Annotated in this window: 22 protein-coding genes; 14 read left to right on the top strand and 8 right to left on the bottom strand. The window is 69.5% G+C overall.

Annotated elements, in window-relative coordinates; genetic code table 11:
* Positions 1 to 68: 68 nt before the first annotated feature.
* Positions 69 to 1,220, bottom strand: a complete 1,152-nt coding sequence (locus tag ACQP2T_RS37275) for an alpha/beta hydrolase (RefSeq protein ID WP_433509584.1) — start codon at positions 1,218 to 1,220, stop codon at positions 69 to 71.
* 672 nt (positions 1,221 to 1,892) lie between these two features.
* Between ACQP2T_RS37275 and ACQP2T_RS37270 the strand changes: the two genes are divergently transcribed.
* The 5 genes from ACQP2T_RS37270 (at position 1,893) to ACQP2T_RS37250 (ending at position 6,186) form a co-directional block, all read left to right on the top strand.
* Positions 1,893 to 2,747 (top strand): SDR family NAD(P)-dependent oxidoreductase, encoded by an 855-nt coding sequence (locus tag ACQP2T_RS37270; protein ID WP_433509583.1) that lies wholly within the window; start codon positions 1,893 to 1,895, stop codon positions 2,745 to 2,747.
* 361 nt (positions 2,748 to 3,108) lie between these two features.
* Positions 3,109 to 4,053 carry an acyltransferase domain-containing protein gene (locus ACQP2T_RS37265; protein ID WP_433509582.1) on the top strand — a complete coding sequence of 315 codons (945 nt, stop codon included), beginning with the start codon at positions 3,109 to 3,111 and terminating at the stop codon, positions 4,051 to 4,053.
* Between the two features lie 400 nt (positions 4,054 to 4,453).
* Positions 4,454 to 5,290 carry a hypothetical protein gene (locus ACQP2T_RS37260; protein WP_433509581.1) on the top strand — a complete coding sequence of 279 codons (837 nt, stop codon included), beginning with the start codon at positions 4,454 to 4,456 and terminating at the stop codon, positions 5,288 to 5,290.
* Positions 5,291 to 5,476: 186 nt separating this feature from the next.
* Positions 5,477 to 6,025 (top strand): LLM class flavin-dependent oxidoreductase, encoded by a 549-nt coding sequence (locus ACQP2T_RS37255; RefSeq protein ID WP_433509580.1) that lies wholly within the window; start codon positions 5,477 to 5,479, stop codon positions 6,023 to 6,025.
* Positions 5,917 to 6,186 carry a hypothetical protein gene (locus ACQP2T_RS37250; protein WP_433520011.1) on the top strand — a complete coding sequence of 90 codons (270 nt, stop codon included), beginning with the start codon at positions 5,917 to 5,919 and terminating at the stop codon, positions 6,184 to 6,186. The genes ACQP2T_RS37255 and ACQP2T_RS37250 overlap by 109 nt, the downstream gene beginning before the upstream one ends.
* A 39-nt stretch (positions 6,187 to 6,225) precedes the next feature.
* Here the strand turns inward: ACQP2T_RS37250 and ACQP2T_RS37245 are convergent, their stop codons facing one another.
* The 3 genes from ACQP2T_RS37245 to ACQP2T_RS37235 all read right to left on the bottom strand — a co-directional run bounded on the left by ACQP2T_RS37245 (position 6,226) and on the right by ACQP2T_RS37235 (position 11,927).
* Complete coding sequence (locus ACQP2T_RS37245; protein ID WP_433509579.1) at positions 6,226 to 7,587, bottom strand: phenylacetate--CoA ligase family protein; 1,362 nt, start codon at positions 7,585 to 7,587, stop codon at positions 6,226 to 6,228.
* A gap of 91 nt (positions 7,588 to 7,678) precedes the next feature.
* The gene (locus ACQP2T_RS37240; protein WP_433509578.1) at positions 7,679 to 11,452 is read right to left on the bottom strand and encodes a hypothetical protein; all 3,774 of its coding nucleotides are present in this window, start codon (positions 11,450 to 11,452) and stop codon (positions 7,679 to 7,681) included.
* A 199-nt stretch (positions 11,453 to 11,651) separates the two neighbouring features.
* On the bottom strand, positions 11,652 to 11,927 hold the full coding sequence (locus ACQP2T_RS37235) for a hypothetical protein (protein WP_433509577.1): 276 nt from the start codon (positions 11,925 to 11,927) through the stop codon (positions 11,652 to 11,654).
* A 186-nt stretch (positions 11,928 to 12,113) separates the two neighbouring features.
* Between ACQP2T_RS37235 and ACQP2T_RS37230 the strand changes: the two genes are divergently transcribed.
* Both ACQP2T_RS37230 and ACQP2T_RS37225 read left to right on the top strand, forming a co-directional pair.
* Positions 12,114 to 12,659 carry a winged helix-turn-helix domain-containing protein gene (locus tag ACQP2T_RS37230; protein ID WP_433509576.1) on the top strand — a complete coding sequence of 182 codons (546 nt, stop codon included), beginning with the start codon at positions 12,114 to 12,116 and terminating at the stop codon, positions 12,657 to 12,659.
* Positions 12,614 to 13,183, top strand: coding sequence for a transposase (locus ACQP2T_RS37225; RefSeq protein WP_433509575.1), 570 nt, complete (start codon positions 12,614 to 12,616; stop codon positions 13,181 to 13,183). The genes ACQP2T_RS37230 and ACQP2T_RS37225 overlap by 46 nt, the downstream gene beginning before the upstream one ends.
* A gap of 234 nt (positions 13,184 to 13,417) precedes the next feature.
* Here ACQP2T_RS37225 and ACQP2T_RS37220 read toward each other — a convergent pair whose 3' ends face one another.
* Complete coding sequence (locus ACQP2T_RS37220; RefSeq protein WP_357946251.1) at positions 13,418 to 14,074, bottom strand: response regulator transcription factor; 657 nt, start codon at positions 14,072 to 14,074, stop codon at positions 13,418 to 13,420.
* Positions 14,071 to 15,327 (bottom strand): sensor histidine kinase, encoded by a 1,257-nt coding sequence (locus ACQP2T_RS37215; RefSeq protein WP_433509574.1) that lies wholly within the window; start codon positions 15,325 to 15,327, stop codon positions 14,071 to 14,073. Before ACQP2T_RS37215 ends, ACQP2T_RS37220 begins: the two co-directional genes overlap by 4 nt.
* 169 nt (positions 15,328 to 15,496) lie before the next feature.
* Between ACQP2T_RS37215 and lon the strand changes: the two genes are divergently transcribed.
* Positions 15,497 to 17,857 carry an endopeptidase La gene (gene lon / locus ACQP2T_RS37210; RefSeq protein WP_433509573.1) on the top strand — a complete coding sequence of 787 codons (2,361 nt, stop codon included), beginning with the start codon at positions 15,497 to 15,499 and terminating at the stop codon, positions 17,855 to 17,857.
* Between the two features lie 108 nt (positions 17,858 to 17,965).
* Complete coding sequence (locus ACQP2T_RS37205) at positions 17,966 to 19,114, top strand: Fic family protein (protein ID WP_433509572.1); 1,149 nt, start codon at positions 17,966 to 17,968, stop codon at positions 19,112 to 19,114.
* Positions 19,115 to 19,279: 165 nt separating this feature from the next.
* Here the strand turns inward: ACQP2T_RS37205 and ACQP2T_RS37200 are convergent, their stop codons facing one another.
* The gene (locus ACQP2T_RS37200; protein ID WP_433509571.1) at positions 19,280 to 19,822 is read right to left on the bottom strand and encodes a TIGR03086 family metal-binding protein; all 543 of its coding nucleotides are present in this window, start codon (positions 19,820 to 19,822) and stop codon (positions 19,280 to 19,282) included.
* Between ACQP2T_RS37200 and ACQP2T_RS37195 the strand changes: the two genes are divergently transcribed.
* Positions 19,821 to 20,696, top strand: a complete 876-nt coding sequence (locus ACQP2T_RS37195) for an AraC family transcriptional regulator (protein WP_433509570.1) — start codon at positions 19,821 to 19,823, stop codon at positions 20,694 to 20,696. The two genes, ACQP2T_RS37200 and ACQP2T_RS37195, sit on opposite strands and share 2 nt — an antisense overlap.
* Before the next feature lie 293 nt (positions 20,697 to 20,989).
* Here ACQP2T_RS37195 and ACQP2T_RS37190 read toward each other — a convergent pair whose 3' ends face one another.
* Complete coding sequence (locus ACQP2T_RS37190; protein WP_433509569.1) at positions 20,990 to 21,517, bottom strand: MarR family winged helix-turn-helix transcriptional regulator; 528 nt, start codon at positions 21,515 to 21,517, stop codon at positions 20,990 to 20,992.
* Positions 21,518 to 21,627: 110 nt separating this feature from the next.
* Here ACQP2T_RS37190 and ACQP2T_RS37185 point away from each other — a divergent pair, with 110 nt between their 5' ends.
* From ACQP2T_RS37185 to ACQP2T_RS37170, 4 genes are all read left to right on the top strand, one after another.
* Complete coding sequence (locus tag ACQP2T_RS37185; RefSeq protein WP_433509568.1) at positions 21,628 to 22,845, top strand: FUSC family protein; 1,218 nt, start codon at positions 21,628 to 21,630, stop codon at positions 22,843 to 22,845.
* Positions 22,829 to 24,124 carry an alpha-amylase family glycosyl hydrolase gene (locus ACQP2T_RS37180; protein ID WP_433509567.1) on the top strand — a complete coding sequence of 432 codons (1,296 nt, stop codon included), beginning with the start codon at positions 22,829 to 22,831 and terminating at the stop codon, positions 24,122 to 24,124. Before ACQP2T_RS37185 ends, ACQP2T_RS37180 begins: the two co-directional genes overlap by 17 nt.
* A 278-nt stretch (positions 24,125 to 24,402) precedes the next feature.
* Positions 24,403 to 25,347 carry a methionine ABC transporter ATP-binding protein gene (locus ACQP2T_RS37175; protein WP_358197367.1) on the top strand — a complete coding sequence of 315 codons (945 nt, stop codon included), beginning with the start codon at positions 24,403 to 24,405 and terminating at the stop codon, positions 25,345 to 25,347.
* 253 nt (positions 25,348 to 25,600) lie between these two features.
* A complete protein-coding gene (locus ACQP2T_RS37170) occupies positions 25,601 to 26,257 on the top strand; it encodes a methionine ABC transporter permease (RefSeq protein ID WP_358197364.1) in 657 nt (218 codons plus the stop codon).
* Positions 26,258 to 26,262: the final 5 nt, after the last annotated feature.

The raw sequence follows: 26,262 nt of genomic DNA, 5'->3' as shown, positions 1-26,262 counted from the left end.
AAAGTGTCACAAACCCTGGACGGGCCCGTCAAGTTGATGACGACACTCTGTCATTAAACCCGACCCTGTCATGCTGGCGCCGCAGCCGTCACATCGCCGGGGCGGCCGAGGGCGATCAGTGTGAGATTGCGCAACGACGGCGTGCCTGGTGCGAAGTAGTCACTGTGCCCGCCGGGACCCACCTCAAACACCCGCGCCCCGTACCCGGGACTCAGCGCGTCGGCCCCGAAACCAAGCGGCCCGAGCTTCACTTTCGGCACGAACCTGATCCAATCACTATCACCTACACCCGCCCAAACTCTGGTGACAGACGGCGCCGGGCCGGACACTCCGTGGTCGGACGGCGGGCGATATGACGCGTCGGACAAACGGTGGTCGGACGGTGACCTATCGGATGGCGGGTGATACGACGCGTCGGGCAAGTGGCGGTCGGACGGTGCCCCGTCGGATGGTTCCTGGTCGGATGGCGCGCGGTCAAACGGCGTATGGCCTGACAGTCCGTGGTCGGACGGTAGTTGGTCTGACGGCGCCCAGTCTGCGGGCGGATGGTCGGACAGGGCACGCTCAGACGGCGTATGGCTTGATGCTGCGCGGCTGGACGGCGGGTGACCTGACGATGCCTGGTCGGACGGCGGGTGGTCTGACGGCGCCCAGCCAGATGCTGTCTGGCCAGACGCTGCATGGCCGGTCAGTGCGGGGTCGGACAGTGCATGGCCAGACGGTGCGGGGCCGGACGATGCGTCGATGCCGGGGCTTCCGAACAGCGCCACATCCGCGACGGGCAGGTCCGTCCCGGCCTTGGCGCACACCACCGAGCCGTAGCTGTGGCACAGTAACGCGATCGGCGCGGACGTCCGCGCGTGCAGCTCCATGACGGTACGGCGCAGTGCCTTCGCCCCCTCGACGGCCGCCGTGTCGGTGATGGCGCCCAGGCTCCACGTAGGCGGCGCGTCATAACCGAGCCAGGCGATCACGGCCAGCCGCTCGCCGTGGCCCACCTTGGCGGCCTCGGCCAGCAGCGCCCGCGCCGCGCCTCCCGGCCGCTTCGTACTCGCTTCGAAGGTGGCAACCGTAGTGTCGGCTCCCGGCACCACAATGGCGACCCGATCGGCGGTGGCCAGGTCGCCGTAGACCTTCACAAGCCGGCCACTGTGCTGGCCGGGCAGCGCCAGGACCGCGCCGAACACGAGACTTCCGGCGAGCGTGAGGATTCTGAGCATGCTCGGAAAGGTACGAAAGAGCGGCCGTCGACCGCGTCACCGCTGGGGCTGAACTTTCTTGTAGTACCTGGGGGTGACAAGGCCGTTGGCAAGCACATGGTGGGCGATCTGGTCGTGTCGTCCCGTTGTACGAGCGGCAGCGGCAGTGCCGCTTGGTAGCGATGCAGGCGACGCCGCGGCGGGCTGATCGTCCGACGGCCGGGGCGGCCGGGGCGGCCGGGGCTGGCAGGGGAGGGCCGGGAGGGCCGAGGCCAGGGAGGGCCGGGGCCGGGGAGAGAGCCGGGAGGGAGAGGGCCGGGAGGGAGAGGGCCGGGAGGGAGAGGGCCGGGAGGGAGAGGGCCGGGAGGGAGAGGGCCGGGAGGGAGAGGCCGAGTAGGGCCGGGGCCGGGGCGGGGGAGGCCGAGTAAGGCGGGGGAGAGCCGGGAGGGCCGCGGAGGGCCGCGGAGGGACGGGGAGGGCGAGGGCCGGGAGGGCCGACGCGTCATGGCTTGTCCTCGCGATAGGTCATCAGACGGGAGCCACGAGGACGGGTCGGCGGGCTGTCCTGGGTGCTGGGACGACGCAGGCCCTGGCGGATTCTATGGCGCAGATCACATAGCCGCACCTGTCACAGGGCTCAGATCGTCGGCGTCTCGTGTCCGGTAGCCGGCAACGGAAGAATGGAAGGTCATCATGAGCAAGGTCTGGTTCATCACCGGTACGTCCCGCGGTCTGGGCCGCAGCTTTGCCGAGGCGGCGCTGTCTCGTGGCGACAAGGTGGCCGCGACCGCCCGCAAGGCCGAGAGCCTTGACGACCTGGTCGCCGCCTACGGCGACGCGGTGCTCCCGCTTGAGATGGACGTGACCGACAAGGTCGCCGTCTTCGAGAACGTGACGCGGGCCGCCGAGCACTTCGGCCGCCTGGACGTCATCGTGAACAACGCCGGCTATGCCCAGATCGGTGCAATCGAGGAGTTGACCGAGCGGCAGCTGCGCGACCAGCTGGAGACCAACCTGTTCGGTGCGGTGTGGGTGATCCAGGCCGCGCTGCCGTACCTGCGCGAGCAGCGCTCGGGACGCATCATCCAGCTGTCCTCGGCCGCCGGGCTCATCGCCATGCCGCTCGGCGGCGCCTACCACGCCTCCAAGTGGGCCCTGGAGGGCTTGAACGAGGCTCTCGCCGGTGAGGTCGCCGAGTTCGGCGTGAAGGTGACCATCATCGAGCCCGGCGGCTTCGCCACCCGCTCCGGCAAGAACCCCGACCCGCTCGACAACGGCCACATGGCCGAGCCCGACCCGGCCTACGCCGGCCTCCGCCGGCGCCTCGGCGCGATCGCCGGCAAGCAGCCCGCCGGCGACCCGGCCGCGGCGGCCCAGGCGCTGCTCAAGCTGGTGGACTCCGATAATCCACCGCTGCGGATTCTCTTCGGCCAGGGCTTCTACCCGATGATCCAGCAGGCCTACGCCGACCGGCTCAAGATGTGGGCCGACTGGCAGGACCTTTCGGCGGAGGCGCACGGCAAGGCCGACCAGCAGGCCACGGTTTGAGCCTTTCCAGATCTGAGCCGCGTCGTTCTTCTCGGCTCGATGTACGCCCCCGGCTGGAGTCTGGTGCTCGAAAGGGGATGCCTGAACGGGCGCCTCCCGCACGCCGCAGGGCCAGATGCCGTGAGCCCAGGCCCTCCCCATGATCCTGAGAACGGCGGTGTCGGACAGCTGCCCTCTCCTAAGGGCCCGTTCGTCGCCCCGTCTACCGGCTGAAGGCAGTTGGTGACCCTGCTCGCAGTCCTCTCGCGCCGAGGAGAGGCCGAGGAGAGGCCGAGGAGAGCAGGAGATCAACAAAACAGGACAAGCGGTATATCCCTTGACCTTCCTCCATGGCGATGCCGGTGATCGTAGGATCGTCCGCGTGGATCTCGATGACGTCGCCGCCCGGCTCGGGGTACCCGCCGAGGACGTCGACCGCGTACACCGGCTCGCCGGCGATCGGCCGTCGGCTCCGCTGCCCGCCAAGGCCGACGCGCCCGCGATCCTCGACCGGCTCGCGGTGCGGCCGGACGACGCCGCCGAGATCATGGCGGGCTGGCCCGACCCCGGCTCTCCACTGTGGACTCCGGAGCTGCGCTGGCTGCTCGACCGCACGATCGCCCTGGTCCGCGCGGATCTCGGGGGCCACGGCTGGCTGCCGCCCGGTCCGGAGCTGCCGCGCGAACGGGGCCCCGCCTGGCGGCATCTCTACGTGTACGCGTACCTGGCCCTAGTCGACGTCGTCACGGCGTACCACCGCGACCACGGCATCCCCGATGCCGTGTCGTGGGTGACCCTCGCGGATCTGGGCCGCAACCTCGCGATCGACCGGCGGATGCGCCGCGAGGGCTGGCCGGTCATGCAGAGCTGGCTGACGCTGCACGCGCGCGGCGGCCTCTACGAGCTGGGCCGGCTGCAGCACCAACGCGGCGGCACCACCATCGACCTGCACATCCCCGAGTCGGGATCGATGACCCCGGAGGCGGTCGCGGCGTCGCTCGACGAGGCCCGCGCGTTCTTCCCGCGCCACTTTCCCGACGAGCGCTACACGGCGTTCTCCTGCGGCTCGTGGCTGCTCGACCCGCAGCTACTGGAGTATCTGCCCGGGGACTCCAACATCGTCCGGTTCCAGCGGAGGTTCGAGCTGGAACCCTACGAGGAGCCGGAGGGCCAGGACGCCGACGTCGAGGTGCTGCGGTTCGTGTTCCGCACTCTGACCACGCCGCTCGACCAGCTACCGCGCCGCACTGTGCTCCAGCGCGCGATCGTCGACCACCTGAAGGCCGGCCGCCACTGGCGCATTCGCCGCGGCCACTTCCCGATCTAGCCGAGCCGAGACGCGCGCCCGCCTTCCACATCACGACCCGCAGGCGGCGGACATCAGCCGCGTGGTTGAGGTCGGAGTAGCGGGCAGCGTGCTGGTCGGGTGCGGTGAGGTTGATGAAGGTCGCCATCGAGGTGCTCGGCCGCTCCCTGGCCCGGCTGCTCACCGGCGCGCGAGATCACCGTCGCCGCGATGGCCTGCAGCGGCTTCTCGCGCTGCTCAAGGGCGGTGGGCACCTCCCGGATCCTGATCACTGCAGGGATCTGTTGAGCCGGATTCGGGCGTTGTCATGCCCGCGTGTGCACGGCACCGGCAAGTGCCAAGTCCCGGCTTGTCACACTCCATATCGTCACTAAGGGTAATAATATGCTCACATATTGTCCATGTTGGGGGGAAGGGCGCCATGCCCGAATCACACGTGACGACCGAGGAGCGGTTGTCCCGCTTGCGGGCCCAGTTGTCGGGGGCACGGTCCAGCACCAAGAGGGACCTGCGCATGCGACTGAGCCGCGGCGGCAACACGCTGATCGGCGCGAGTCTGCACGCCGCCTCCCGCAAGGCCAAAGGGCTGGAGCTGACCGCGCTGGAACAGCTTCTGGTAGGGGCGATGGGCACGATACTGGCCGAGGAGGAGATCACCGAGTTCGGCCGGATCTACCATGAGGAGACGTCCCCCGAAGCGGTGCGGGAGCTGTTCCCGGACACCATCACCGGCCGATCTCTGACCGAAGGCTTCTCCGTCGAGGAACTGGTCGCGGACTTCCCCCGGATCGGCGCCGAGGTCGCCGCACAGCCCAACGCCAGCCTGGTCCGCCTCGACGAACTCGCGCCCGATGCGTCGCTGGACACCGAAGAGTTCGTGGAAGCGCTGGCCACCCACGGCGGCGGGATCACCGTCGTCGTCGGCCCGCAGGACCAGGGGGCGCGCGGAATTGACGGGGCCGACGCGATCTACGTCAAGCTGTCGTTCCGGGACTTCTGGTGCCTTCGCCGGTCCGGCGAGGCGGGCAAGGACGAGATCTACTGGACCTCCTCGGCCGGTAGCGACAACGGGTCCACCAAGGAGTACGAGTCGCCGGAGTTCGGCTCCATCGCCAAGGGCAGCCACCGGCAGTTCGCCGCGCATTGCTCGGCGCCCACAACGTGGAGCCCCATCCATTACTTCCCCTCGGGATCCACCGCCGCCGCGCCGACGCTAGCCGCCCACGACGGCAAGCTCTACTGCGTCCATCGCGGCTGACCAGAGGCCATCGACTTCGACGTGCTCGATCCGCCGTCTGGTGTCAGGCTGAGTACGTTCGATTCTTCGCGCCTTGGAGGTTTGATGCGTGCAGGCGTCGTGGTCAGCGCACACCCCGGCGTGGAGGACATCGCCGTACAGGCCGAGGAGTTGGGCCTGCACAGTTTCTGACTCAACGACACCCCGATGGTCCACGGCGACCCCTTCGTCACCCTGGGACTGTGTGCGAAGGCCACCAGCCGCATCAGGCTCGGCATCGGCGTGACCTCACCGGCGCTGCGCTCGGCCCCGGCCGCCGCGAGCGCGTTCGCCAGCCTCAACGCCCTGGCACCAGGCCGGATCATCTGCGGGATCGGCACCGGAAACACCGCCCGGCGCACACTGGGCATGCGGCCGACCACTACCGCCACGATGGAGAACTTCACCGCCGCACTGCAGGACCTTTGCGCCGGAGGCACCATCGAGTACCGCGAAGGTGACCGAGTCCGCGACGTTCGGTTCCTGCACACCGGGGCGCACGCGAACACGACCGACCCGATCGAGTTCGTCGTGGCCGCGCTGGGACCGAAGGCCGCCGCCGTCACCGCCGCCGACGCGCGCAACTCGGCCCCGAGGAGCGCGAGGCGGTGCGGCGACTCCTCGACCGGCGCGGCACCACCGCCACCGCACCCGACCGGCACACCAAGCTCTACCCCAACTACCTCGGACGCATCGCACCGGAGGACCGGGACCTGATCCTGCCCTCACTGATGAACACCCTGGCCTTGGTCGGCACCCGCGACGACCTCCGCGCCCGCATCACCACCCTGGAACAGGCCGGCATCGACGAACTGCTCATCCAGCCGGTGATCGACCCACCCACCGAGATGGCCCAGCTCGCGAAACTCCTTACCTGAGCGGACCCGACTCCCATACGAGCTACCAGCGGACGGTCGTCACGCCCGGGTGTAGCGGTGTTTGGCGCCGGGTGGGAAGTACTCGGGGTCGCCCAGTTCGCGTAGCCGGATGAACGGCGCCTGCTGGGCCATCGGTACATAGGCCGCGAACTCGCTGTTGAGCCGGAGCAGCTGTTCGAGGATCGACTCGCCCACCAGCCTCGCCGTCTCCTCCGATGGCTTCTCGCCGGGCATGAGCTCCGCTGTCACCGTCAGGTGCCGGTCGCGCCGGTCGTCCTCGACCGCCTCCATGACGAACTTCCCGGTCACCAGCGAGCTGACCGCCGGCTGCTGCAGCCCAACAGAGATGTTCTCCGGGTACACGTTCGCCCCGTAGTAGGACACGGTGAAGTGGCTGCGCCCGAACACGTAGACGAAGGGCCGGAGCGGGCCGGTCGCCGAAGGCTCGAAGCCGTGGTGCCGTACGAAACGTGACATCCGCTCGAACGGCACGATTCCGCCCTCGTCGGCGATGTGATAGCGGACCAGGGGGATGCCATTGTCGCCCGAGAACACCAGCGTCCCCTCGTGCTCCTCGAAGAAGCGGACCTCTGGGTCGTACTGGACGAGTGTCGGCAGCCGCGACTCCCCGAACAGCTCCCTCGCGGCCCCGGGACGCCCGGCCAGGAAGCGGCGGATCTCCACGGAAAGAGGCGTCTCGTTGCCCAGCACGCCCGCGTCGGCCGTGCCGTAGAGGGAGGCGATGCCGCGCACCGGGTCGGCGATGCCCGCCCTGTCCGCCACGAGCGTGCGCCACTCCTCGCTGAACACCTCCCCGGCCGTGACAAGCTTGACGTTCCACCTGGACCAGGGCAGCCCCGCGTCGATCACGTCCTTGAGGAAGGGCGGATAGCCGAGGAGTGCGACCTGGTCGAAGTGCGGGGCCAATTGCGGGAGTACGCGAAGGATCTCCCGCTTGTCGCTGCCAGGGGCGACCACAGTGATCGGGTAGCCGCGCTCGGCCAGGTGGCGGCAGCAGGCCACGGTGAACAGCCCGCCCACCCAGGTGCCGAGCGCGAAGCAGACGACGGCCAGCGTTCTGCGCTCCCGAGCCTCGAAGGAGTCCCGGAACACCTCCTCGAAACGCGCGGCGATCACCCGCTCGTCGGACACGGAACGCGGCCAGAACGACGGCGTACCCGTCGAACCGGACGAGACCGCGATCATGTCGCCGATCACGCCGTCGCGGCAGAGCCGGGGGAGTGGGTGGCGGTTGAGGTAGCCGTCCTTGGTGAGCAGCGGCAACCGCGCGAAGTCGGCCATGCTCGACACCTGGTCCGGACTGACACCGTGCTCGGCGAGGAACTCCCCGTACGCGGGCACCGACGCGGACACCTGATGGAAAAGCGCAAGCGGGTCCATTTCTCAGACGGTAGATCCTGCTTCCCGTTGACGCACGCGGTCTCCCCGCCTGCCTCCAGCGCCCCGGGTGCTTCGAGGCGGGCGGCCGAGGTCAAGGGGATGGTTCGAGGTAGATCTTGCGTTCTTCGGGGGTCAGTTCGCGGATGGTGCGCTTGGCGGCGAGTGCCTGGACCTGGTGCATGGGGCCGCATACCTCGCAGCGCCAGATCCGTACCGTGGCGTCGTCGTAGGTCGAGAGCAGCCGCCACCCGTCCGGGCTGAACTTCACGGAGTTGACCGTAGTGCCGGAGCCGCTGAAGACCACTGGCTCGCCCCCCTCGGCCGGTGTCCAGATCCGCACGGTGTTGTCATTGCCGCTGCTGATGACCTGCCGCCCGTCCGGGCTGAAGCCGACGCTCCACACCACGCCCTGATGGCCGCGCAGGACGATGGGGTCTCCGGTCCCGTCGGTGTTCCAGACGCGGATCGTGCCGTCGTTGCCCCCGCTGACCAGCCGCCGCCCGTCCGAGCTGAGGGCGAGGCACCACACCAGGCCTTGGTGGCCGCGCAGCATGACAGGTTGACCGGTCCCGTCGGCGTTCTGGATCAGGATCGTGCCGTCCACGCCCGCGCTCGCCACTCGCCGCCCGTCGGCGCTGAACGCGACATACCGGACCTGGCTCTGAGGGCTTTTCATGATGACCGGCGCTCCGGTCCCGTCCGTCTGCCAGACCCGTACCGTGCCGTCGTCACCTCCGCTGACCACCCGTGTGCCGTCCGGGCTGAAGGCGGCGTTCCACACGTTTCCCCTGTGGCCGCGCAGCACGACAGCCTGGCCGGTCCCGTCGGTGTGCCAGATCCGTACCGTGCTGTCAGCACCTGTGCTCGCCACCCGCCGCCCGTCCGGGCTGAAGGCGACCCCGAGGACGTCCGCCTTGTGGCCGCGCAGCACCAGCGCGTCACCGCCGCCGTCGATGTTCTGGACGCGGATCGTGCCGTCGATACCGGCACTGGCGACGCGTCGCCCGTCCGGGCTGAACGCGGCGTCGTACACGGTCCCCCCAGTATGACCTCGCAGGATCATCGGGTCACCGGTGTACGCCACGTCCCACAGGCGCATCGTCCCGTCATCGCTCGCGCTCGCCAGCGTACGCCCGTCTGGGCTGAACGACGCGTTCCACGTCGTACCACGATGGCCGCGCAGAACGAGCGGGTCGATGTTGCTGGCCATGTTCCAGATCCGGACCGTGCCGTCGTTGCTTACGCTGGCGATCCTCCGGCCGTCGCGGCTGACCGCCGCACCCTCCACCGTGCCGTCGTGCCCGCGCAGCACCGCTGGTGCGTTCTGTCCGGTCACGTCCCACACCCGCACCGTGCCATCGGTGCTGCCGCTGACCAGGTTCCGCCCGTCCGGGCTGTACTGCAGTCCTTCCACAGAATTCTCGTGGCCGCGCAGCACGACCGTTTTCGCCTTACCGGCCGGGTCCCAGATCCGGACGGTGCCGTCGCCGCCGCCGCTGGCCAGTCTCCGCCCGTCCGGGCTGAACACGACCTGCAGAGCCCGCCCATCGTGGCGGCGCAGCACCTTGGGAGCGCCGACTCCGGCAGACGAACCGCCGGTCCACCTGCCGCCATCCGGTGCCTTCCAGATCCGTACCGTGCCGTCGTCCCCGGCAGTTGCCAGGCGTTGCCCGCCGGGGTCGAACGAGACGCCCCACACCGGACCACGGTGGCCGCGCAGCACCAGCGGATCGCCACCGCCGGCCCAGTCGGACACGCTGACCGTTCCGTCGATGCCGCCTGTCGCCAGGTAGCGTCCGTCCGGGCTGAACACGGGGTTCCACGCCTCACCGGCATGGCTGTGCAGCACCACCGGATCGCCCGTGGGCAGCCCTCGTACGGACACCTGCCAGACCCGTACGGTGCCGTCCCCGCTGCCGGCGGCCAGATGCCGCCCATCCGGGCTGAACGCGACGCCGCAGACCTTGCCCGCGGCGATGGGAACGATGAGCCGGATCCGCGAGTCGACGGTGGCCTGCCGGAGTATCGCCGTGGCCTCCTCCGTCGGGCTGACCGCGTATGCCCGCCGGGCCAGCAGCAGCCCGAGCTGCGGGTCCAGCTGGAGCTGGCCACGCGCGTCCGCCGCCAACTGGCGAGAGTACGCGAGATCTCGCTCCTTCTCCGCTTGGTTCGCGTTCACCAGGGCCATCACGGCCAGCGCTCCGACCACGGTCGCCACCACCACCAGGCTGATCAGGGCCGCGCGCACACGACGGGCCGCCGCCGCCCGCTCCCGGCGCGCGCGTGCCCTGCTGGCCGCCAGGAACGCGTGTTCCAGGTCGTTGAGCCGGTCGAGCGCGCGGTCCTCCCAGGCCGCCAGTCGCGTTCCCCGGTACAACAGCTCGTTCTCGCGCCCGTGCTGCTCCCACTCGGTGGCGGCGTCGGTGAGCCGCCGCTGGAGCCGGACGAGTTCCCGGTCTTCGGCGAGCCAGCCCCGCAGCCTCGGCCAGGAACGGATCACCGCCTCGTGAGCCACCTGGACGCTGTCCTCGTCGACGGTGAGCAGCCGCGCCGCCGTCAGCCGGGACAGTACGGCCTCCATCGCCGCCCCGTCCGGCCCCGCCAGCAGCTCCGCCGGCGGGACGCGCCTGCGCGTGTCCTCGGTTCCCTGCCCCAGCGCCGTCAGGCGGAGGAACGCGTTCCTGGCCAGATACCGCTCACCAACGTCGAGCCCGTCGTAGATCTGCTCGGCGGTCTGCGCGATGGCGCCCTGGATGCCTCCTGCTTCGCGGTACCCCGCGAGCGGCAAAGTGTCGCCTTTGCGGCGCTTCCACGTCTCCAGCAGGGCGTGGGAGATCAGTGGCAGCGCGCCGGGCTCGCCTCTCGCGTCGCTGAGGATGGTCTCGACGAGCGCCTGCTCGACCTTGAGCTCTGCCCGGAGCGCCGGGCCGATGATCACCTGTCGGAGGTCGTCGTCCTCCATGGGGCCGATCAGCAGGTGCCGGTCGCGCAGCATGGCCACCAGCGGCGGGTGTTCAGCGCACCGGGCGTAGAAGTCCGCGCGGATTCCCAGTACGACGCGGGCTCGATCGTTGGTCTCCTCCGCCGCGGCGAGCAGCGAGTCCAGGAAGAGGGATCTCTCCTTCTGGTCGTCGCAGAGGCTGAAGACCTCCTCGAACTGGTCGACGACGATCACGATGCGCACGCTCTTCGGCCTGCCCGCCAGTATCTGACGGATCGCCAGCCGGACGTTCGAAGGGGCGGCCACCAGGTCGGCGTACAGAGAGGGAGCGGAGGTTCCGCTGAGGTTGGCCAGGCCCACCGCGAGTTCGTCCAAGGGGTGCGCGCCTGGCGTGAGAAGGAGCGTCGGCCGATGGTGGCCTTCCGAGGCGGCGCTGTCCCTCAACGCCGGGAGCAGGCCGGCTCGAAGCAGGGAGGACTTGCCGCTTCCTGAGGCGCCGAACACCGCGAGCAGGGACGTGTCGCGTAATCGCGCGGAGAGTTCGTTCACCAGCTCGCGCCGGCCGAAGAACCGGTCCGCGTCGTCAGGGTCGAAGGTGACGAGGCCGAGGTAGGGCGCGTCCTGGTCCATCTGGTCCTCCGCGCCGGCGTCGGTGTCGGCCAGCTCCGCGGCGACCTCTCGCCAGAGTCTTTCCCAGGTCTTGGTGTCGCCGCCGCAGGCCTCGACATAGGCCAAGGTGACCGCCAGCGTGGGAAAGATCCCCCCACCTGCCGCCTCGGACAGTGCGGTCACCGAGTAGTGCGCGCGCCTGGACAATTCGCGGTAGCTGGACCGAGGGGCTCCGGCGCGTAACTGCCTCAGCTCGTGCGCGAACCGCTGTAACGGGCCCGCGTCGGGGTCGAGCGGTCGTTCCGGTCGTCCCATGAACTCGCCCCCATGGCCGTACGATCGCCGGCTGTCGAACTGCGAAGAACGCCGCTTGACAACCGGAATCGACTATAGCCATCGGGGGGTTGATTACGCGATAAACCGCCCGTCCCGCCCCCGGGAGAAGACGGGCGGCTCCAACGCGATTTACGCCGGGTAATGCCGGCGACAGCCTAGGGCTGGGCTGGATCCAGTCTTACAGGTCGTAGTGCAGGTCGGTTTTGCCGTTGCTCGGGTTGTAGGTGCAGTAGAAGTCGATGCCGGTTCTCCGGTGCAGGTCGGCCGCTTTGTTCAGGCAGTCGTAGCAGCTTTCGAAGTTCGGGGGCACCCACACGCTGTTCGGATTGGCCTCTGTCCTGAGCTGGCATCGGTTTGGGGCGAGGACCGTGGAGGTCTTGCTGCTCGACGAGGTACTCGCGGTCGAGGCGTACGACAAGCCGGGCACGGAGGCGATGACAGCGGTTGCGAACATGACTGCCGTCACAAGGCCCAGACCCCTCGCGAGCTTCCTGCGGGACTGCCGTTCCATGTCGATTCCCTTCGTCGGTGACCCGGTAAGCCGTATCCCCTGGTCTAGAGAGCTTCAAAGGTTGACGTTATGTAGTTGTATCGTCACGGCTGGGGTGACATGTGGGCGGTCGCCGTTCATACCGGAGACATGAGATATCCCGACAGTGGCGGGCTGACCGCGCAGGCGCGGGCCCGCCGGGAGCAGGTGCGGTTCGCGGCCGGGGAGATGTTCGCCGCCGGGGCGAGTGACCGGCAGGTCGCCGAACACTTCCGGGTCAGCCTGATGTCGGCCAACCGCTGGCACCGGGCCTTTGACCAAGGCGGGATGGACGCGCTGGCCTCCAAGGGGCCGGGCGGGGAGAAGTGCAAACTGACCGGCCCACAGGTGGAGGCCTTGGCGGCGGCGCTGGAACAAGGGCCTGCCGCGCACGGCTGGGCCGAGGACCAATGCTGGACCCTGGCCCGGATCGCGGATCTGATCGGTCGGCTGTTCGGGGTGTCCTACACGGTGGGCGGGGTGGACTACCTGCTGCATCGGATGGGGTGGAGTTGGCAGGCGCCCGCCCGCCGGGCCGCCGAACGCGACGAGGACGCGATCGCCGCCTGGCGGGAACATGCCTGGAGCGAGGGAAAAGGACCGCGGCACGATTGGGCGCCTGGTTATGTTTCGAGGACGAGGCTGGCCAGGGGTTGAGGCCGCCCAAGGGCCGTAGCTGGGGACCGCGCGGGACCACCCCGGTGGTGAAGGTGTCGGGCGGCGGCTCGGGCACGGTCATGATCGCTGGCCTGGTGGCCACCAAACCCGGCTGCGCCCCGCGGCTGATCTACCGGATCCGGCTACGCCGCGGACGCAAGGGCGAACGCAAGTCCTTCTCCGAACGCGACTACGCGGCCCTGCTGGACGCCGCCCACCAGCAGCTCGGCGGCCCGATCGTGGTCTGCTGGGACAACCTCAACACCCACATCAGCGTGAAGATGCGCACGCTGATCAACGCCCGCCCATGGCTGACGGTCATCCGACTGCCCACCTACGCACCCGAACTCAACCCGGTCGAGGCGGTCTGGGCCCACTTGAAGCGCTCGCTGGCCAACCTGACCAAGAAGACCCTCGACGAGCTCGCCCGACTGATCAAGACCAGGCTGAAGAAGATGCAGTACCGGCCTCAGCTGATCAGCGGCTTCATCGCCAAGACCCATCTCGACTTCAAACCGCCATAACCACAGCCTTTGAAACTCTCTAGCCGTCCCGAAGTTGTCCAGCACGCGTACGGCGTGCTGGACAAACAACTCTTCGGAGGTGGGTCGGTTTTGGAACTTCTAACAGGTGAAACGCATTCCTTTGATATGCGTGTGAGTTGATGCGGGTTTAGGCTCCGGTTTCCGGATCGGCGCATGCCCGATGTACGAATGCAACAAAAGGTGCGATCTGGACCGGCAGGGCCGCGTACGCGGTCAATCGCCCGGTCGTACCAGCCCCGTCTCGTACGCGTACACGATCGCCTGTGCCCTGTCGCGCAGCCCCAGTTTCATCAGCACCCGCCCCACATGCGTCTTGACCGTCTGCTCCGCCACCACCAGCTTCTCCGCGATCTCCTGGTTGGACATCGCCTGTGCGACCAGCGCGAGCACCTCCGTCTCGCGCTCCGTCAGCTCCGCCAGTCGCCGGACCGTCGGCGCCCGGGGCGCGCCCAGCCGGGCGAACTCGTGAATCAGCCGCTTGGTGACCGCCGGGGCGATGAGGGCGTCGCCCGCCGCGACGACCCGCACGGCCTCGGCCAGCTGGACGGCCGAGGCGTCCTTGAGCAGGAACCCGCTCGCTCCCGCCCGCAGCGCCTCATAGACGTAGTCGTCGAGGTCGAAGGTGGTCAGGATGAGGACCTTCGGGCCGTCGCCCGACGACAGGAGCCGTCTGGTCGCCGTCAGCCCGTCCATGACCGGCATGCGTACGTCCATGAGCACCACATCAGGCCGCAGCTCGGCCGCCCGCCGCACCGCCTCCTCGCCGTTGGCCGCCTCGCCCACCACCTCGATGTCGGACTGCGCGCTCAGGAACACCGTGAACCCGGTGCGCACCATTCCCTGATCGTCCGCGATCAGCACCCGGATCACGCCGTCTCCTCCGCCCCGGCGATCGGTAACGTCGCGGACACCTGGAAACCGCCCCCTTCGATGGGTCCCGCCTCTAACGTGCCGCCGAGCAGGGCCGCCCTTTCCCGCATGCCCACCAGCCCCTGACCGGTCCCTTCCGGGCCGCCCGGCGTGGCGCCGGGACCGTTGGTGACGTGCAGCCGTAAGGCGTCGTCGTCGCGCGCGACGGCGACCGTGACCGTGGCGCCGGGCGCGTGGCGCATCGCGTTGCTCAGCGACTCCTGCACGATCCGGTACGCGGACAGCCCGACGGCGGGCGGCAGCGTTCCGAGCGGCTGATCCGGCAGCTCGACCCCGACGGTGAGCCCGGTGGCGCGGGCGTTGGACACGAGCTCGTCCAGCCGGTCGAGGCCGGGCTGCGGCGCGGTGTCGGTGCGGCCGTCCTGGTCGCGCAGCACGCCGAGCACCTGGCGCAGCTCGGCGATGGCCTCCAGGGACAGGCTGCGGATCTCGGCCAGGCCCGCCTCCAGCCGCGCGGGATCGCCGGCCGCCTTGAGCGGCACCGCCTCGGCCTGGATGGCGATCACCGACATGTGGTGGGCGACCACGTCATGGAGCTCCCGCGCGATCCTGGCGCGCTCTTCGAGCACGGCCCGCTCGCCTTCGGCCTGCCGCGAGCGCTGCTCCTCCTCCGCGAGTCTGGCCGTGGCGTTGCGGCGGACGCGCACGTTGTAGCCGAACAGGGCGGCGACCGTCACCATGATCGTGACGAGGTAGAGCGAGTTGGGGTCGACGATCCAGGCGGTCAGGAAGCTGATCACCCAAACGGCGACGGTGATCCGGCGGTCGCAGCGCACGGCGACCGAATAGGTCACCAACGGGTACATCACTGCCAGCCCGAGCATGTAGGGCGGATCGCTCGGGCCGCCGACCGCCCGGCTCACCCAGAAGACGACTGGCAGCATGACCATGGCCGCCCGCCAGGCCGCCAGCGGCCATCGGTCGCGCAGCGCCACCGGCAGGGAGACGGCCGCGGCCGTGAAGTAGAGCAGCGGCTCGGACATCCGCCGGATGCCGGTGCTGTTCCAGTCCATCAGCTGGGACAGCGCAGTGCCGTAAAGGATCAGGGCCAGGAGGATGCCGGCGGCCTGAACCAGATCGACGACGCCGACGAGAGGCAGCCGGAGGCGCAGTCGCTGCGACCGGGGCGGCGGCGGGTCCGCATCGCCCTGAAACAGCGCCAGCGCGAAGGGACGCACGACTGCCGAGAACACGCGACCACCCTACGGGGGCGTGGGCGGGCGGACATCAACCCTGGGTCGTCATCCTCAGGTATGGGTCGCTTACATAATTACGATCGCCGTGAGCGAACATCGGCAAGCCTGGGAACAATGCCGGGCTCTAATGACTTGAGTCCATATAACTCAACCCTTTGGAGTTCGTATGAGTGAGAGCTTGATCCTCCCGGTCCTGCCGCTGGACGACGAGGTCGTCCTGCCGGGCATGGTGGTTCCGCTGGACCTGTCCGACTCCGAGGTGCGGGCTGCCATTGACGCGGCTCAGGCATCCGGTGGTAACAAGCCGCGGGTCCTTCTCGTTCCCCGGATCGACGGCCGTTACGGCGCTGTCGGCGTGCAGGCCGTTGTCGAGCAGGTCGGGAGGCTGCCCGGAGGCGAGCCCGCCGCCGTGGTGCGCGGCGTCGACCGCGTGCGCGTCGGCACCGGCACGACCGGCCCCGGCGCCGCCCTTTGGGTGGAGGCCATCACGATCGACACCGTCGCCGCCGGTGAGCGCGCCCAGGAGCTGGCCAAGGAGTACAAGGCCCTGGCCACCACGATCCTGCAGAAGCGCGGCGCCTGGCAGGTGGTCGACCAGGTCAACCAGATCGACGACCCGTCGGTGCTGGCCGACAGCTCCGGCTACACGCCTTGGCTGACCACGGCCCAGAAGGTCGAGCTGCTGGAGGCCGCCGACCCGGCCGAGCGGCTGGCCAGGCTGGTCGAGTGGTCGCGTGAGCACCTGGCCGAGCTCGATGTCGCCGAGACGATCCGCAAGGACGTCCAGGAGGGCATGGACAAGCAGCAGCGTGAGTTCCTGCTGCGCCAGCAGCTCGCCGCGGTCCGCAAGGAGCTCAAGGAGCTCAACGGCGACTCCACCGAGACCGAGGAAGAGGACTATCGGGCTCGCGTCGAGGCCGCCGACCTGCCGGAGAAGGTGCGCGAGGCCGCGCTCAAGGAGGTCGACAAGCTGGAGCGTACGTCCGACCAGTCTCCCGAGACCGGCTGGATCCGTACGTGGCTCGACACCGTTCTCGACCTGCCCTGGAACGAGCGGACCGAGGACAACTACGACATCACCGGCGCCCGTGCGGTGCTGGACGCCGACCACACCGGCCTCGCCGACGTGAAGGACCGCGTCATCGAGCACCTGGCCGTGCGCAAGCGTCGCCAGGACAAGGGTTTCGGCGTGGTGGGCGGCCGTCGCAGCGGCGCCGTACTCGCGCTCGCCGGGCCTCCCGGAGTGGGCAAGACCTCACTGGGCGAGTCCGTCGCACGGGCGATGGGCCGCAAGTTCGTCCGCGTCGCGCTCGGCGGCGTCCGTGACGAGGCGGAGATCCGCGGTCACCGGCGCACCTACGTCGGCGCGCTGCCCGGCCGCATCGTCCGCGCCATCCGCGAGGCCGGGTCCATGAACCCGGTAGTCCTGCTCGACGAGGTCGACAAGGTCGGCGCCGACTACCGCGGCGACCCGACGGCGGCCCTGCTCGAAGTGCTCGACCCGGCGCAGAACCACACGTTCCGCGACCACTACCTCGAGGTCGAGCTGGACCTGTCCGACGTACTGTTCCTGGCGACGGCCAACGTCCTGGAGGCCATCCCCGGGCCGCTGCTCGACCGCATGGAGGTCGTCACGCTCGACGGCTACACCGAGGACGAGAAGGTCGCGATCGCCCGTGACCACCTGCTGCCCCGGCAGCTCGACCTCGCCGGTCTGACCGCCGAAGAGGTGGGCGTCGAGGACGCGGCGCTGCGCCGGCTGGCCGCCGAATACACCCGGGAGGCCGGCGTACGGTCCCTGGAGCGCTCGGTCGCCCGCATCCTGCGCAAGGTCGCGGCCAAGAACGAGCTGCCCGTCACAGTCGGCGAGGAGGACCTGGTCGGTTACATCGGCCGCCCCAGGTTCGTGCCGGAGTCGTCGCTGCCGGAGGCCACCCAGCGCACCTCGGTGCCCGGCGTGGCGACCGGCCTGGCGGTCACCGGCGCGGGCGGCGACGTCCTCTACGTCGAGGCGTCGCTGGCCGAGCCGGAGACCGGCGAGACCGGGCTCACGCTCACCGGCCAGCTCGGCGACGTGATGAAGGAGTCGGCCCGGATCGCGCTCTCCTACCTGCGCTCGCACGGCGCGGAGCTGGAGCTGCCGGTCACCGCGTTCAAGGACCGCTCGGTCCACGTCCACTTCCCCGCGGGCGCCGTGCCCAAGGACGGCCCTTCGGCGGGCGTGACGCTGACGACCGCGCTGGCCTCGCTCCTGTCCGGTCGTACGGTACGCGGTGACGTGGCCATGACCGGTGAGATCTCCCTCACCGGGCGGGTGCTGCCGATCGGCGGCGTCAAGCAGAAGCTGCTGGCGGCGCACCGGGCGGGCATCACGACGGTCCTCATCCCGGCCCGCAACGAGCCGGACCTGGACGACGTGCCCGAGGAGGTGCGCAACGAGCTGACGATCCACCCGGTCAGCGACGTGCGCGAGGTCCTCGACATCGCCCTGACGCCGGCTCAGGTCGCCTCCACGGTCGCGGCCTGACCTATAACCCATCTGCCCCGTCGTACTTCGGTACGGCGGGGCTTTTGGCTTTTTGGGCGAATCATCCGTTCGTTTGACTGAATGATTCGCGCATGCTTTCCTGGCTTCATGCTGTACGGCACGCCCGCGCTGGAAGCCGCCGACAAGGCCGCGCTCGCGGAGATCGAGGACATGCGGCGCGAGCTGAAATATCGCCTGGCCGAGACGCACCGTTGGGACGGGCAACTGCGCAGGCAGTTGCGAGCGCGGGCCATCCAGGGGTCCAACTCGATTGAGGGCTACCGGGCCAGCGTCGAGGACATCGAGTCGATCATGGCGGGGGAGGAGCCCCTGGAGACGTCGGCGTCGGTGACCCGGGAGATCGCGGGCTACCAGCAGGCGCTGACCTATATCCAGGCGTTGTCGCGGGCGCAGGTCTTCCGATTCGACGTGGGCGTGCTCAACGCACTCAACTTCATGATGATCGGCCACCATCGCAACAAGACGCCAGGCGTGATCCGGCCGGGCGGGATCTACATCCGGGATTCCGAGTCGGGCGAGGTGGTCTACGAAGGCCCCGACGCCGACCTGGTGCCGGGGGCGATGGACGAGTTGGTCGCGTGGCTCAATGACGGCGACCAGGATTGCCCCAGTTATGTCCGGGCGGCCATGGCCCACTTCAACCTGGTCAAGATCCACCCCTGGCGTGACGGCAACGGCCGGATGTCCCGCGCGCTGCAGACGCTCGTTCTGGGCCGGGACCAGATCACGCTGCCGGAGTTCTCCTCCATCGAGGAGTGGCTCGGCCAGCAGCGCGCCACCATCGACTACTACGACGTGCTCGGCCAGGTCGGCGGGCGGCGATGGAGCCCTCACGGGGAGACGTTGCCGTGGGTGCGCTTCTGCTTGAAGGCGCATCACATGCAGGCCCAGCGGGTCCTCCAGCGTCTCGGCGAGGCTGGGGAGATCTGGATGCTGCTGGAGGAGCAGGTCGACGCCGACGGTCTCAACAGCCGGACCGTCTCCGCCCTCTACGAGGTGTTCGTCAACAGGCGTCTGCGCAGGAGCCGCTACCAGGCCGACGAAGGGCTCAGTCAGGGCCAGGCCGCCCGCGACCTGCGCGACCTCGCCGCCAAGGGCTGGCTCCAGCCGTACGGCGAGACCAAGGGCCGCTTCTACGCCCCCGGGCCGCGCATGGCCAGGATCAAGGCCGACTTCGCCGAACGCGTCACCCCGCTGCGCGACCCCTACCGCCGGATGACTGACGCGAACGCGTAGCGTGGCCGACCCTCCAACCGCAGACCGCCGACCAACCGCAGACCGCCGACCAATCGCGGGCCCCCTGACCGGCCGCAGACCGCCGACCAGTCGCAGCCCCCGACCGCCCATAGACCCCGACCGACCACAGACCCCGGCTAACCGAAGATCACGTCTAACCGAAGATCACGGTGTCCAGGCCGGATCGCGGCCGATGAGGCCGAGCAGGCGGTCGAACGCCGGGGCGTCGTCCGGCACCGCCACCGGCGGCCCGAAGACGCCACGTTGCCGGCCCATCTCCACCATCCGGTCGGTGAAGTCCAGCGCCCGCGAGACGGCCTCGGGCTCCGGCTCGTACTCCTGACCGGTGGCCCTGGCCAGGTCCCAGCCGTGCACCACCAGGTCGATCAGGTACATGTGGGCCAGCGCGGTCATCGGCATACCCATGTCGGGGCTGGCCCCCTCCCACGCCTCGCGCCGTGACCAGGCGGTGAGTGTGCGTTCCGCTCGCTCGGGGAAGTCGCCCGCGTAGGGCCCCTGCTCCAGGCGCGGTCCCTTGCGCGCCAGCGACTCGAACATCTCCGCCACCCACTCCAGGTGGTTGATCAGCTCTTTGACGTCGAACTTCGCGCACGGCGTCGGAGACCCGAGCTGTTCCTCTCGAACCGCGGCCACCAATCCCGAGGTACGTTCGGTGGCACGCGTCATCAGGGGCATCATGTCGTCCATGGCAGCCATGGTGCCCCGCCCACCGCAGGCGCGGCTTGTAGAAACGCGACAGCGCGGCTGGGTCGACCCGTACGCGGGACTCAAAGCCTTCGATTTCGCCCGCCAGGCGCCATCACCCGAAATTTCGGCGTATGTGGAGCACTTCTGGGTCGTCACCTGGACCGACCTCCCCGAGCCGTACGAACAGCGCATCGTCTCCCATCCCACCGTGAACATGACCATCACCCAGGACTTCCACCGGATCGCGGGAGTGATCAGGGGCGGGTTCTCGTACACGATGCGGGGCAGCGGCCGGGTGCTCGGCACGCGCTTCCGCCCCGGCGGCTTCCGGCCGTTCCTCGACGGCCCGGTTTCCGAGCTGACCGGCCGCTTCGTGGAGATCGGCGAGATGTACGGTGCGGCGGGCGCGACCTTGGTCGAGCGGGTCCTGGCAGAGCCCGACTCCGGGGCCGCCATAGCGCTCATCGAGACGTTCCTGCTGAGTGTGGGGCCGGAGCCGGATCCGCTGGCCGAGGAGGTCGCGGCGCTGGTGGCGATGGTGGAGGACGACGTGTCCATGACCAGGGTCGACGAGCTGGCGGCCAACTCGGGGCGGTCGGTGCGCTCGCTGCAGCGGTTGTTCCGAGACTATGTCGGTATCGGCCCTAAGTGGGTGATCCGCCGTTTCCGGCTGCACGAGGCCGCGGAGCGCGTCTACCAGGGTCTCGATCTCGCCACGCTGGCCACCGAACTCGGCTACACCGACCAGGCGCACCTGACCCGCGACTTCACCGCCGCGGTCGGCATGCCACCCGCGGCCTACGCCCGACTTAGAGGGTATGAACCGTTGCCAGCGCTCGCTACGCCAACCTGTGGTCCGCCAGAAGAACTGTGATCGAAGCTTCCGATAGACCACTACTGAAAGTAATCATATGGTAATGTTCAGCAACAGTCGGGTGCCTGACTGACGCTCGGTCCCCGCCCCCATTGGTGTTCGCACCAACGGGACAGCGTCCGGCGGGGCGGTGGCCCAAGAGCCGCACCCCATCTGGGAATGCGGAGTCAGGCCCCGACAACGCGGCTCTCAACCACGGTCCGCCCGGCTCGCTGGACGGACGCGGCATCGGCTTCCGCCGGATCGCCTCCCGACCTCGGTCGGAAAGCGACGAGGCTGCGCTGATGTCCGTTTTACTCAGGTAAACACAGAGAGTTGAAGACGCTAGACACCTGATCAGTCCTGTCCTTTGGCCGGGGGGTAGAGGGGTGCGGCTGGTCTGATCGGGCGGTGGAGGCGTGCAGCTGGTCGAGCAGGTCGGCGGCCACGGCCAGGATGCGGCACTCCGCCGGGGTGAGCCGCTGTGCCATCGCCTGGGCCAGCCACACGTCCGTGGTGCCGGCCTGCTCGGTGAGGATCGCGGTGCCGCGTTCGGTGAGGACGATGTGGTGCCGGCGGCGGTCGTCCTCGTCGCGGGAGCGGCGGATCAGGCCCTGCTCGTCCAGCGCGGCCAGGACGCGGGTGACGGACTGTGGTTGCAGGTGTTCGGCCGATGCCAGCTCTCCGGCGGTCATGGCGCCGCGCCGGTGCAGGTGGCCCAGCAGCGAGAGGGCCAGGGCGCCGAGGCCGTGCGCGGGGCGCTCCTCGCGCAGGCGCCGCGCCAGGCCGACGGCTGCGCGGCGGAGTGACACGGCAGTGGCTCGTAGTTCCTCGTCGTCCATGATTATTACGTTAGCACTTACTAAATGCCCGCCTCTGCTTGGTATTCACGTGTTATTTACTACGCAATGCGTATAGATGGTGCTAGGCTCCCGCGTCGGGAGGTGGCGACGTGGGGATCGAGACGCGACGTATGATCGCCGCCGCGCTGGGGCTCGGCGGGCCGGTCGCGTGGGGCGTCGCCGCCGGACATCCCGCCCTCGGCGCGCTGGCCGCCATCGGCGCCCTCGCCGTGAGCGGGGTTTCCCTGAGCGGAGGCCGGGCGTTGGTGGGCGGAGTCTCCGTGGGCGGAGGCTCGGTGGGCACGACACGCGCCGACGGCGTCGCCGTACCCGCCGACGGCGTGGCCGTCAGAGACGCTTCCTCGGCCGAGGGGCCGGCGCGCGGAGGCCACCCGACCATGCGCCGAGGCCGGGTGGTAGTGCGCGCAGGTTACGCACTGGTGGCCACGACCGGGGCGGGGCTCGTCGGTGTCGTCGCCGGTGGGCACGGATGGATCACGGCGGTGACCGTCGTGCTCGTCGCTGCCGTGGTGGCGGTGGTGGGTGGGATGAGCCGTCACATGGCCGAGCACGCCACGCGCTTCATCGTCTTCATGGTCATCACGACCGGTTTGGGCGCCCAGGGCGCCGCTCCCGTCGCCGCCGCCGTACTGCTCGCCGAAGGGGCGCTCTGGGGCCTGCTGGTCACGGCCCTCGTCACGGCACTGCCCACCGCGCTGCCGACCGCGCCAGCCACCGCCCCGCCCACCGCGCTGGACGGCCGGACGCGACGGCCACCCCAGGAGGAGCGGACGGGCCCCGCGCCCACGAGCAGAGCGCTTCTGAAGCGCTGGTGGCGGACGCTCGGGACCGTGCGCGGCTGGCAGTACCCCATCCGCCTGACCACCTGCCTGGCCGCCGCCGAGGTCGTCGGCCTCGTCTGGCCGCAGCCGAACGCCTCCTGGATCGCCGTCACCGTCGTGATCGTGGTCAGGCGGCAACTGGACGGTGCCTTGCGGCGGGCGATCGAGCGGGCCGCGGGCACCGCCGCCGGAGTGCTGGCCGGGTCCGCCGTGCTGCTGTGGGTGCCGCCGTCGTGGCTGTTCGTGCTGCTCGTCGCGGTACTGGCCGCGGTCCGCCCGGTGCTCAAGGACCGCCAGTACACCTTGTACGCGACCGTCATGACGCCACTCGTCCTGCTGCTCATGGAGGGCGGCGCGAGAGTGGCCCCCGCCACGATCGGGTACCGGCTGGCGGACACGGCCATAGGCTGCGTGCTGGCCCTGGGGATCGGCTATCTACCCTGGACAGTACGCCGGGAGAGGAGCGTACGTGCCATCGTGGACTGACCATGCGATCTGGTGGCAGGTCTACCCGCTCGGTTTCACCGGAGCCCCGGCCACTGCCCAGCCGGGTGTGCGGCACCGGCTGCGTCACCTGGAGGCGTGGCTGGACTATGCCGTGGAGCTCGGCTGTTCGGGGTTGCAACTCGGGCCGATCTTCGCCGCCGAGACCCACGGCTACGACACCGTCGATCACTTCAGGATCGACCCGCGCCTCGGTGACGACGCCGACTTCGACTCCCTCGTCGCCCAGGCGCGGCGGCGCGGGCTCCGGATCATCCTCGACGGCGTGTTCAACCACGTCGGCCGGTCGTTCCAGGCGGACGAGCGATGGTTCAAGAGGGGGCCCGATGGCTACGAGGTGTTCGAAGGGCATCCGGGGCTTGTCGCGCTCGACCACACCGAACCGGCGGTGCGAGACCACGTCGCCGCCGTACTGAACCACTGGCTCGATCGTGGCGCGGCGGGTTGGCGGCTCGACGCGGCCTATGCCGTGCCGGCGTCGTTCTGGCGGGAGGTGCTGCCCGGGGTGCGGGCGCGGCACCCGGAGGCGTGGTTCGGCGGGGAGATGATCCACGGCGACTATGCCGGATATGTCGCCGAGTCGGGGCTCGACTCCGTCACCCAGTACGAGCTGTGGAAGGCCATCTGGAGCTCCCTGAACGATCGGAACCTCTTCGAGCTGGCCTGGGCCCTCGATCGCCACGACGGGTTGCTGGACACCTTCATCCCCCTCACCTTCGTCGGGAACCACGACGTCACCAGGCTCGCCACCCGGCTCGAGAACCCCCTCCACCTCGGCCACGCCCTGGCCGTGCTCTTCACCGTCGGTGGCCTGCCGAGCGTCTATTACGGCGACGAGCAGGCGTTCCAGGGGCTGAAGGAGGAGCGGGCGGGTGGTGACGACGCGATCAGGCCGGAGTTCCCGGCGGAGCCCGGGGGTCTCGCCCCGGACGGGATCGAGGTCTACCGGCTGCACCAGCGGCTCATCGGCCTGCGCAGGCGCCACCCGTGGCTGGTCAGAGCCCGTACCACCGCCGAGCACCTGACCAACACGGCCGTTGCCCTCCGCTCCCGCCCGCGCGACGGCGGCGGCGACGGGACGGAGATCGTCACGCTGCTGAACCTCGGTGACCAGCCGCACCACTTCCCGATCGGCCGGGCCGACCCGGCCGAGCCGCGGCACGGCGTGACCGATCCGGCCGTCGTCCCGGCGCACAGCTGGAGCGTCGTGACGCAGGTCACCGAGGAAGTAGGGAATAGCGGGAAGTCATCAGGCCGTTAACAATGGCGTGAACGAGGCATACGTGACAGACCAGAGCGCCCGCAGCGGCGCCGGATGTTGCTGTATGGGGCGAATGTCCGCCATGGGCTGCCAGGTCCGCTAGCCAGCCGTCCCTCCTCGAAGGTCACCATGCTGCTTACTCCCAGTTTCGTGCTGCGCAGGTTGAGCCACCTGCCCTTCCACCCCGGCACCCGTTAGACCGCCCGCCCGCGGGCCCTCCAACGATGTTGATGTCGATTCCAGCGGCGTGCTGCCGCTCTTAGTGGTGGGGATTTTTCGTGATTCAGGCGTCCGGCCTGCGCAAGGTGTACGGGAACACCGTCGCTCTCGACGGCGTCGACATACACGTACGCGAAGGCGAGATCTACGGCGTGCTCGGTCAGAGCGGCGCGGGCAAGAGCACCCTCCTGCGCTGCGTCAACCTGCTCGAACGCCCCACCGCGGGCACCGTCACCGTCGCCGGACAGGACCTGACCGCGCTGCGCAGCGGCGAGCTCAACCGCGCCAGGCAGCGCATCGGCATGATCCACCAGCACTTCGCGCTGCTCTCCTCGCGCACGGTCGCCGGGAACGTCGCCTTCCCGCTGGAGGTCATGGGCGTGCCCAGGGCCGAGCGGGAGCGCCGCGTCGCCGAGCTCCTCGACCTGGTCGGCCTCGGCGGCCGGGGCGGCGACCGCCCGAACCAGCTCTCGGGCGGGCAGAAGCAGCGCGTCGGCATCGCCAGGGCGCTCGCGGGCAACCCGTCGGTCCTGCTGTCGGACGAGGCCACCTCGGCGCTCGACCCGGCCACCACGCAGTCGATCCTGGCCCTGCTCAAGCGGCTCAACACCGAGCTCGGCCTGACGATCCTGCTGATCACCCACGAGATGAACGTGGTCAAGAGCGTCTGCGACTCGGTCGCCATCATGTCGGACGGCCGCGTCGAGGAGTCGGGCACGATCGCCGACCTGATCAGGACGCCTGGATCGCGGCTGACGCGCGAGATCTTCCCGCTGCCCGAACCGGCGCCCGCGGGCTCGGTCACGCTCACCTTCACGGGCGACCCGCGGCAGGCGGTGGTGTCGGAGGTCGTGCGCAAGTTCGACGTGGACGTGAACATCCTGGGCGGCTCGATCGAGGACCTCGCGGGTGGCGCCGTGGGGCGCCTGCGGGTGTCCTTCTCGGGGGGCGAGGAGGCCGGCGCGCTGGACTTCCTGCGCTCGCGGGGGGTGCTGGTTTCATGACCATTCTTCTTGTACGGCACAGCACGGTGGGCCCCACCCGCCGCACGGGGCGGGCGTCTGTCCAGGGACACGCTCCTCCGGTGGAGGTGGCTGAGCTCCGTGACGTGCGTCTTCTTGGCCCCGATCCGTGGTTTTCCAGGCAAGACCCCGATTCGCGGTTTTCAGAGGATGACCCGGTCCGCGGATCTTCGGGGGAGACCCCGGCCCGTGGGCTTCCGGGGAGAGGCGCGTGGTTTTCGGGGGAGGAGTCGGCATGACCTGGGATGAGATGGGGCCGTTGCTCTGGGAGGCGGCCGGGCAGACCGCGCAGATGGTCGGCTGGTCGACCCTCTTCACGGTGCTGTTCGGGCTGCCGCTGGGCGTGGCGCTCGTGGTGTTCGATCGAGGCGGGCTGCGGCCGGTGCCGGCGTTGAAGTCGGTGCTGGGCGTCGTGGTGAACGTGGGGCGGTCGCTGCCGTTCATCGTGCTGATGATCGCCATCATCCCCTTCACCCGGCTCGTCGTGGGCACCACCATCGGCACGGCGGCCGTGGTCGTGCCGCTCACGGTGGGGGCGGTGCCGTTCTTCGCCAGGCTGGTGGAGACGGCGCTGCGCGAGGTGGGCGCCGACGTGGTGCAGGCGGCCCAGGCCATGGGTGCCGGGCGTACGACGATCGTGCGCAAGGTGCTGCTGCCCGAGGCGCTGCCCGGCCTCGTCGCCGCGGTGACCGTCACCGTCGTCGCGCTCATCGGCTACTCCGCCATGGCCGGGACCATCGGCGGGGGCGGGCTGGGGGACCTCGCCGTCAGGTACGGGTACCAGCGGTTCGAGACCCTGCTCATGATCGTCACTGTCGTGCTGCTCGTCGTGCTGGTGCAGCTGATCCAGAGCCTGGGCGACCTGGTCGCCCGTCGGCTATCGCATAAGTAAGGAAA

The sequence above is a fragment of the Nonomuraea sp. CA-143628 genome, from assembly GCF_050942315.1.
In the GTDB taxonomy this organism is placed as follows: Bacteria; Actinomycetota; Actinomycetes; order Streptosporangiales; family Streptosporangiaceae; genus Nonomuraea.
Note: the sequence above shows the minus strand (reverse complement) of the source record. Positions and strands in the feature narration are given on the sequence as shown.